Raw genomic sequence first — 8,364 nt, forward strand, 5'->3', positions numbered from 1 at the left:
TCAGCCAGTCGGATACCAAGGTCGTTCCTCCGGTAACGGCGCTCCGGTCACCGCCCGACTCGCGGATGACGGGTGCCGATTCTCCGGTGATGGCGCTTTCGTCCACGGACGCCGCACCGTCGATCACCTCGCCGTCCACAGGGATTGGCTCGCCCGCTTTGATATAGACGATGTCGCCTTTTTTGAGGGTGTTGGACAGTACCTCGGTATAATCCTCCGTATTGGCTGGGGATTTGAGCTTCCTGGCCTTTACGTCCTTGCGCGCGCTGCGCAGACTGTCGGCCTGCGCCCGCCCGTGTCCTTCCGCAATGGCTTCTGCAAAATTGGCAAACACTATGGTAAACCATAGGATCAGCCCTATGGCGAGGGTATAGCCCGCACTTTCGTCTTTCAGCCCTGCAAAAGAAAGAACATACAGTGCGGTAGTCAGGAGCGCCCCGATATAGACCACCAGCATGACAGGGTTTTTTACCTGTACACGGGGGGAGAGTTTTACCAGGGATTGTTTGAGCGCATCCGCAAAGATGTCTTGATTGACGCTTTTCTTTTCCATTTTGGTCGCCTCTTTCTATCGCGTTGCAAAGTAGTCGGCAATCGGGCCGAGGGCCAGCGCCGGTAAAAAGCTCAGCGCACCGATAATGAGGATCACCCCGATCAAAAGTCCGGCAAACATGGTGTTGCTGGTAGATAGTGTTCCCTCACTGACGGCAACGGTTTTTTTCTGCGCCATATTTCCGGCCAGGAAGATGGCAGCCACCATCGGTATAAAGCGAACCAACAGCATGATGATCCCGCCTAAAACATTCGTGAACACCGTGTTCGCGGTGAATCCGGCAAAGGCGCTCCCGTTGTTGTTGGCCATGGAGGAAAAGGCATACAGTACCTCTGAAAAACCATGAGCACCGGTATTGGTCAGCCACGACGCTGCCTCCGGCATAATGACGGCGGCCGCGGTGCCCAGCAACGTTGACAGGGGGGGAACAAGGACGATCAGGCACACCATTTTCATGTCAAAAGGCTCGACCTTTTTTCCCAAATATTCCGGGGTCCTGCCCACCATCAATCCGGCGATAAACACCGTCAGCAGCACAAAGGCCAGCATCCCGTAAAGACCGCTCCCCACGCCGCCGAACACGATTTCGCCAAGCTGCATGAGAAACATGGGAACCATGCCGCCGAGCGGAGTAAAACTGTCGTGCATGGCGTTTACACTGCCGTTGGAGGCCGCTGTGGTAACTGCCGCCCACAGAGAAGATGCTCCTACGCCGTGGATGACCTCCTTGCCCTCCATACTGCCGGAGGCTGCAACCCCTTCAAATACCGGCGCGGCAAACTGTTCGCTGACAGTGACGGCGGCAAGGGCGGCAACGAAGAAGACCATCATGACAATGTAAATTGACCGTCCCTGTCTGCCGTCCTTCACCGCTTTGCCAAAGGTTATGCAAAGTGCTGCAGGGATCAGCAGAATCGACAACATCTCTATCAGATTGGAAAACGGCGTGGGATTCTCCAGCGGGAAAGCGGAATTCATCCCGAAAAAGCCGCCGCCGTTGGTGCCGAGCTGTTTGATTGCGACCTGGCTTGCCGCGGGACCTAACGGAATGGTCTGGACAGCCCCGCTTTCCAGCATAGCTACATCTTTATATGGGGCAAAGGTCTGCACCACCCCTTGCGAAACCAACAAAACCGCGACAATGAAGGACAACGGGAGCAGCACATACAGGGTAGTTCTTGTCAGGTCCACCCAAAAGCTGCCGAGGGTCCTGTTCTGTTTCAGGATAAATCCTCTGATCAGGGCAAAGAGAACGGCGATTCCCGTTGCCGCCGATACAAAATTCTGGACGGTAAGCCCTAAAAGCTGTGTCAGGTAGGACAGGGTGGATTCGCCCGCATACGCCTGCCAGTTTGTGTTGGAAATGTAGCTGGCCGCCGTGTTGAAGGCCAAATGCCAGCTTGTGCCTTTCATTCCTTCCGGGTTAAAGGGCAGAATGCCTTGCAGCATCTGCAAAAGCCAAAGAAAAACAAAACCAACCGCGCTGAATAGAAGAGCAGAAAACGCATACGTTTTCGCGCTCATTTCCTCATCACCTTGAACGCCCATCAGCCTGTAAATCCCCTTTTCCACGGGGGCAAGCATGCGGGTCAAAAATACCCTTTGCCCGTTCATCACCTTATGCATATAGATGCCCAGCGGAATAGACAAGCCAATCAGCAGGGCAATAAAGAATAGGTCCTGCCAGAGGGTATAGCTCATAAATTCTCACCTCGAAATAGGACATAAAATAAGTAAACCAGCAAGGCAAGGCCGATTAAGCCCGCTATCATTAATACAATCCCCATTATTTCAACTCCTGATTGCTTCATTTTTGAATATCAAGTAGCGCAGATTCAATATACCAAATAAAAAGTCAAGATAGTGGCAATATGAAAAGCCGCGATGTCAAGAAGTTGGCAAGATTATGCCATTCCGATAAGGCAATCGCCAATACACTTATTTTCTCTTGACAATAACTTGAACACTTTGTTACAATATTAAGCAAATAAGTGAACTTGTTGAGTACGACCTAACCAATATACAAACGACTCTAAGAAACCTTTTATAACTTTCTACAAAAAATAGCCCAGTTCTTTGTAAATTTATACAAAAGACTGGGCTTTGCTATTTATTCAACTATGCCATTCAATTCAATTTCGCAAGCGGCATATCTAAGTGAAACAGAGTTCCTGTCCCCTTGTTTCACAAAATCTTCGTCCCCCTTGGCGGATAATAAAAGGTTGAGGGTCGTGTAAGACGCAGAGACGGTAAGGGAGCTGTCAAGCGCAAGACCTCGTCTGTGGGGGTCCCATGAATCTCCCGCAGTTGCAGGGCCCCGGTTATACAGGCTTGCACACAGTAAGGCGCACTGCCCCGATCCAGCCGCTCATGACAGAGCTGGCATTTGCCGGCCTTACCGGTCTGAGGATTAATCTTAGGTGCGCCAAAGGGGCAAGAGGCTACACAGGATTTACAGGAAGAACATTTGTCCGGATAATGCAGTACAATCCCATCCCGCCGCTTAGCATAGGCCCCGGAAGGACAAACCCCCAGGCATTCCGGATTAGCGCAGTGGTTGCAAGCTGTGGAGAGGAAAAAGCGGGAAACCTGACCCTGGTCATAATTAGCATTTTCCACTTGCCGTAAATTACGCCAAGTCAAGGAGGCGGGCAAACGGTTATTATTGGCACAGGCCTTAATGCATGCCCCACAGCCCAGGCACTTATTCACATCTAAAAAGAAACCTAACTGCTTGGCCATCTTACTCCGTCCTTCCGTTATTGTTATTATTGTTAAGGGAATGCTCAGTTTACTTAAGCCTTGCGAAGCCCTACAAAGGTCTCATTCAGGGCCAAACCATAAGCACCCGTGGCATACCGCCCCATGTCGGTCACGATTCCTTGGTTCAAAAGATTAGGATGAGGAGACATTAAGTCAGACCATTTTTCCAGATAAATAATCACCGTATCGAAAACAATAGTTTGATCGGTCTCGATAATTACCGGGAGTGATCCTCCCTGATTCCAGAGGATAGCCTGATCCCCATCTTTTAAAGCATAGTCCCTGGCCGTTTGGGGATTAAGACGTGCTTTCAGGACAGGTCTGTTTTCATAGTTATTATTAAGGGCACCGTCACCAAGTTCGCCTAAGCAATAAACTTGCGAATTCAAAGTTGTAAAATGATGTGGAGTCAGTAACCGTAAGGGAGCTTCTTGCGGAGCTTTAAGAGACGGAAGATAAACGGGCAGGGCCGGATGGCCTTGCTCTTTTGCCTTTTCCGAGTAAAACTCGTATTTCCCGGAAGGGGTCCGGAACTTCCGTTCCCCCCAAGCTGTAGGAGGAAATTTTACCCGCAAGGGCCCCGGCAAAAGCTCCTCAGGAGAATCGATATTAAGCATCTCCCTAAGTTCCGGTCCAATCTCCTGAAGGACCCACTCCTTTTCCGACCCTTCGGTGGAAAAAGCCGAACTTCCCGGGGCAAGCTCATTCAGACGCTTGGACAAGTCCCAGGCAATCTGCAGGTCCGAGCGGGCTTCCCCTACCGGTTCAATAGCCGGTTCATTGATACCAATATAGTAATGCCAATAGCCGGCATGAAGATCCCAATGCTCATAATGGGTGGTTACAGGTAAAAAGATATCCGCAGCCGCCGAGGAGCGGGTGTGAAAGAGGTCACTTACAACGATAAAATCGAGACCTTGAAGGAGACTTTGCCACGCGGCTTGATTGCTGTCTTGCTGTAGGGGATTGCGGCTGGCGATCCAAAGCATTTTTACCGGGGGATCGGCCTTTAGAGCAAGGCAAGGAAATTGGTTAATATCCAGATTACAATCCTGAGGATGGCCACATTGGGAATCGGATAAGGGTCCGGAAAAACGCCAGGTCTCCATTTGCCCATACTGGATTCCACCACCCGGTCGGCCAACATTCCCCGTCAAAGCCCCTAAAGCATCAATAGCCCGCAGATTCTGTCCCCCGTTGGTATACCGCTGGAGTCCAAAACCTACCCAGATGCAGGCAGGCTTGGCCGAGCCATATTCTAAAGCCAATTCTTCAATGGTGCTTAATGTTACTCCAGTGATTTGAGCGCATTCTTCAAGATCTATTTCACGATTTAAGTAATCGATAAACTCCTTATGTCCCAGTGAATACTCCGGCAGGTCCGGGTCGATAAGATCATGTTTCACTAGAATCCTGGCTATTCCTAAAGCAAGAAGTCCATCGGTTCCCGGATTCACCCTGATAAACTCATGAACCCGGCCGGCAGTGGCTGTAAAATGAGTATCAAAACAGACCACCTTCGCGCCTTTGTCCATAGCCCGAAAGATAACAGGCATCTGATGAACGGCGTTCCAGGCGGGATTAGCCCCCCAGATCCAGATCAGTTTAGCCTGCTCCATATCGGCAGGATCGGAGCAGAAAAAGGCCCCAAGGTCAAAAGTTTGGGCATCCACTCCCGCCGACCAGCATGGTGAACCTACAGCCCGAGTCGTAGGACCAAGACCGGTCATAAAGGCCTCCAGAGCATTGTGCAGAATCCCAAAGTTGCCGGAGTATTTGTTATGGGCAATAGGGAGGGTGGTTCCATACTTTTGTTTAATACTGAGAATCTTTCTACTGATGGTGTCCAGAGCTTCTTCCCAACTAATCCGCTCCCACTGGCCGGAAAAACGCTTGCGCTGGCGCATTGGGTATTTAATCCGGTGGGGGCTATAGACTTTATGGATCTCATCCATAACTTTCTGACAGATCTTCCCTCTGGTATAACTTTGGGCTGGATTACCCTCAATAGCTACCAGGCGGCCATTGCGAGTGGTGCTGATAATACTGCAGGTATCATAGCAATTGCGGGGACAAATATGGTGAGATAAAGTATCCATGCTCAATCCCCCTTTCCGCGAGCAAAACGCTAAAGAAAACTATGTAAAAAGTATAGCATAAATAAGCACATTAAATACATGATTAAAACTAATACTAGGGGCGGGACTTGGTTGAATTTTTTGGAGGTTGCTGTAATGTGCGGAAAAAAAAGAACCCAAAAGAAAAAGTGGCTTGCCGCCGGAATAATAGTCCTTGCCTTAGCTGTGATTTCAGCCTATTATATGCGACCGACACAATTACCTTATGAAACTGTTATAGCTAAAACGGGAGATATTACAACCTATTATTCCTTCACAGGTAATGTTGATACTAAAAACCGTCAGGCGGTCACGGCGGATAAGATGATGCAGCCGGCTGAGCTTAAAGTAAAAGAGGGCGATGTGGTCAAGGTCGGAGACCCTTTAATCAAAACCACAACAGGTGAAACAATTAAAGCTAAAATCCGTGGGGAAATTGTCAATCTGACTGTCGAAGAAAATGCTCAGATCATGCCGGGCACGACCATACTGGATATTGTTGATTTTGATAACCTTGAGACCAAGGTTAAAGTTGACGAATACGATATTGCTGCTGTGACGGTCGGTAAGGAAGCAACCGTTAAAATAGATGCCTTAAATAAAGAGATCAAAGGCAAAATCAGCAGCCTATCGAAAGAAGGTCAGGTTGCCAATGGGGTAACTTTTTTTACGGCAACAATCGATTTAGAAAAGGATCCAAACCTTAAAATTGGCATGACTACAGAGGTCAGGCTTATCAGTAATCAGGCCATAGGAGTTGTCGCATTACCTATGACGGCTATCCAATTTGACGAATATAACAAGCCTTTTATTCTTAAAAAAGATGCCAAGGGTGCAGCGGTTAAAACAGATATCACCACAGGTATCAATGATGGCACCACCGTTGAAATCAAAAACGGCGTCACCGGCGGCGAAACAATTCTCTATCCAAAGCCCGCGCCGGCACAAGATACAGGATTCCCCCGCAGTGGAGGCAGCGGTAATGGCAAACAATGAAATACTATCCATGCAAAATATCAGCAAGAGCTACTTTATGGGTGATGAAGAATTAGAGGTTCTGCATAAGGTGAATTTATCCGTTCAAAAAGGTGAATTCCTCTCGATCCTCGGCCCCTCGGGCTCAGGAAAATCAACCATGATGAATATTATCGGCTGCCTCGATATCCCAACCTCCGGAAAGTATATTCTTACAAACCACGATATTGAAGACTTAGATGAGGTTCAGCTGGCCAAAGTGCGCAACAAAGAAATCGGTTTTGTCTTTCAGAACTTCCAACTTCTGCAGCGGTTGAACGCCCTGCAGAATGTGGAGCTTCCCTTGATCTATTCGGGAGCATCCCCTGCCCAACGTAAAGAGCGGGCTGAAACCATGCTGGACCGTGTCGGATTATCTGATAAAATGCAAAACCTTCCCGTACAACTTTCCGGTGGTCAACAGCAGCGTGTCGCCATCGCCCGGGCACTCGTCACAGAGCCGTCCATTATCCTTGCCGATGAACCTACCGGTGCCTTGGATCAAAAAACCGGGACTCAGGTCATGGAACTTTTTGCCGAGTTAAATCATGATGGAAAAACCATCATTATGATTACCCATGATATTAATATTGCTCGTTACGCTAAGCGCATTGTTCATATTTTAGATGGGTATTTAACAGAACAGGAGGGTTGAAAAGGATGTTTTTGGAAAGCATTAAAATGTCTTGGACAAATATTGTCAATAACAAACTCCGTTCCTTCCTAACCATGCTTGGCATAGTCATCGGGGTCGCCTCAATTATCGCTTTGATTACGGTCGTTCAGGGAGCCTCAACCAGTATCAGCAGTCAGGTCAATACACTGGGTGTCAACAAAATCACCATTACCGCCATGGGCACCCCTCTCAAACAAGGGCTTAGCCAAAGCGACTTAAAGAGCATTTCCCAATTAAAAAATATCAGCGGCGTTTCGCCAACGGTTTCGGAGAAAACCGGGATTGTCTATAACAACAAGGTCCTTGCCGATACAACAGTCCAGGGGAAAAATGAAGTTTTCTTTAAAACCGATGCAAGTCTTTTGCAATCGGGTCGAGCCATCAATGTCCTTGACCTGGAAAACAAAACACAGGTGGCAGTTATCGGCAGCAACATTGTCAAGGAACTTTTTTACGGTGTCGATCCGGTCGGAAAAAACTTAACTATCAACGGCACAGCCTATACAGTAATAGGAATGCTTGCCCCCTCGAGCCAATTCAGCATGGGATCCAATAATAATTCAGTGATTATTCCTTATACAACTGCCCTGCGCAGCTTAGGTGTAAAAAATATCACCAATCTCGATGTTTTTTTAGTAGACACTAAATTAGCCGATGCTACCGTAACCGACATTAAAGGGGTCTTGAATCAGGCTTTTAACTATAAGGAGAATGCCTATAACGTCTTTAATATGGGCGAAATGATCGCATCCTTCCAATCCATGATGTCCATGATGTCCCTGCTGCTGGCCGGCATAGCTGCAATCTCCCTGGTGGTCGGCGGCATCGGTATCATGAATATGATGCTTGTATCCATAACGGAGCGAACAACTGAAATCGGTCTGCGCAAGGCTTTAGGCGCAACTCCCAATACGATCCAACTCCAGTTTATAGTTGAATCCATCTTTCTTTCTGTGTTTGGCGGGCTGATAGGTCTGATTCTGGGTACTCTGGTTGCCTATCTTGCTACCAAACTGATTGGGGTAGGCTTCTTAATTTCCCTATCGACCATTGCACTTGCCGTAGGATTCTCCGCAATCGTCGGTATCGTCTTCGGCTATCTGCCGGCCCGAAAAGCGAGTCGCTTAAATCCCATCGACGCCCTCAGAAGCTTATAAAAGTAACCCCCCTGCCGCTACCTCGGCACCATTAGATAGTAAAAAATGGGCTATCAGGTCAAGATACTTCACTGCGTTCAGTAT

The 8,364-nt window shown here is 48.4% G+C and carries 8 protein-coding genes; 3 read left to right on the forward strand and 5 right to left on the reverse strand.

The features are described from left to right. The 5 genes from AC1U9U_RS13990 to AC1U9U_RS14010 all read right to left on the reverse strand — a co-directional run. The coding region (locus tag AC1U9U_RS13990; RefSeq protein ID WP_479961171.1) for a P-type ATPase actuator domain-containing protein at nt 1-553 on the reverse strand (553 nt) is incomplete at its 3' end. A gap of 15 nt (nt 554-568) precedes the next feature. Then, the gene (gene kdpA / locus AC1U9U_RS13995; RefSeq protein WP_479961172.1) at nt 569-2,254 is read right to left on the reverse strand and encodes a potassium-transporting ATPase subunit KdpA; all 1,686 of its coding nucleotides are present in this window, start codon (nt 2,252-2,254) and stop codon (nt 569-571) included. Continuing rightward, the gene (locus AC1U9U_RS14000; RefSeq protein ID WP_479961173.1) at nt 2,251-2,340 is read right to left on the reverse strand and encodes a potassium-transporting ATPase subunit F; all 90 of its coding nucleotides are present in this window, start codon (nt 2,338-2,340) and stop codon (nt 2,251-2,253) included. Before AC1U9U_RS14000 ends, kdpA begins: the two co-directional genes overlap by 4 nt. Nucleotides 2,341-2,737: 397 nt before the next feature. After that, the gene (locus tag AC1U9U_RS14005) at nt 2,738-3,295 is read right to left on the reverse strand and encodes a 4Fe-4S dicluster domain-containing protein (protein WP_479961174.1); all 558 of its coding nucleotides are present in this window, start codon (nt 3,293-3,295) and stop codon (nt 2,738-2,740) included. Nucleotides 3,296-3,348: 53 nt separating this feature from the next. Beyond that, the gene (locus AC1U9U_RS14010; protein ID WP_479961175.1) at nt 3,349-5,415 is read right to left on the reverse strand and encodes a molybdopterin-dependent oxidoreductase; all 2,067 of its coding nucleotides are present in this window, start codon (nt 5,413-5,415) and stop codon (nt 3,349-3,351) included. A 135-nt stretch (nt 5,416-5,550) separates the two neighbouring features. On the opposite strand from AC1U9U_RS14010, the gene AC1U9U_RS14015 reads away from it, so the two are divergent. The 3 genes from AC1U9U_RS14015 to AC1U9U_RS14025 are packed head-to-tail and all read left to right on the forward strand — an operon-like array spanning nt 5,551 to nt 8,280. Continuing rightward, entirely contained in the window at nt 5,551-6,429 is an 879-nt protein-coding gene (locus AC1U9U_RS14015; protein WP_479961176.1) for an efflux RND transporter periplasmic adaptor subunit, read from the forward strand. After that, a complete protein-coding gene (locus AC1U9U_RS14020; protein ID WP_479961177.1) occupies nt 6,416-7,102 on the forward strand; it encodes an ABC transporter ATP-binding protein in 687 nt (228 codons plus the stop codon). The genes AC1U9U_RS14015 and AC1U9U_RS14020 overlap by 14 nt, the downstream gene beginning before the upstream one ends. A gap of 5 nt (nt 7,103-7,107) precedes the next feature. Then, a complete protein-coding gene (locus AC1U9U_RS14025) occupies nt 7,108-8,280 on the forward strand; it encodes an ABC transporter permease (RefSeq protein ID WP_479961178.1) in 1,173 nt (390 codons plus the stop codon). The last annotated feature ends 84 nt before the right edge of the window (nt 8,281-8,364 follow it).

This window comes from Desulfitobacterium sp., from assembly GCF_982384815.1.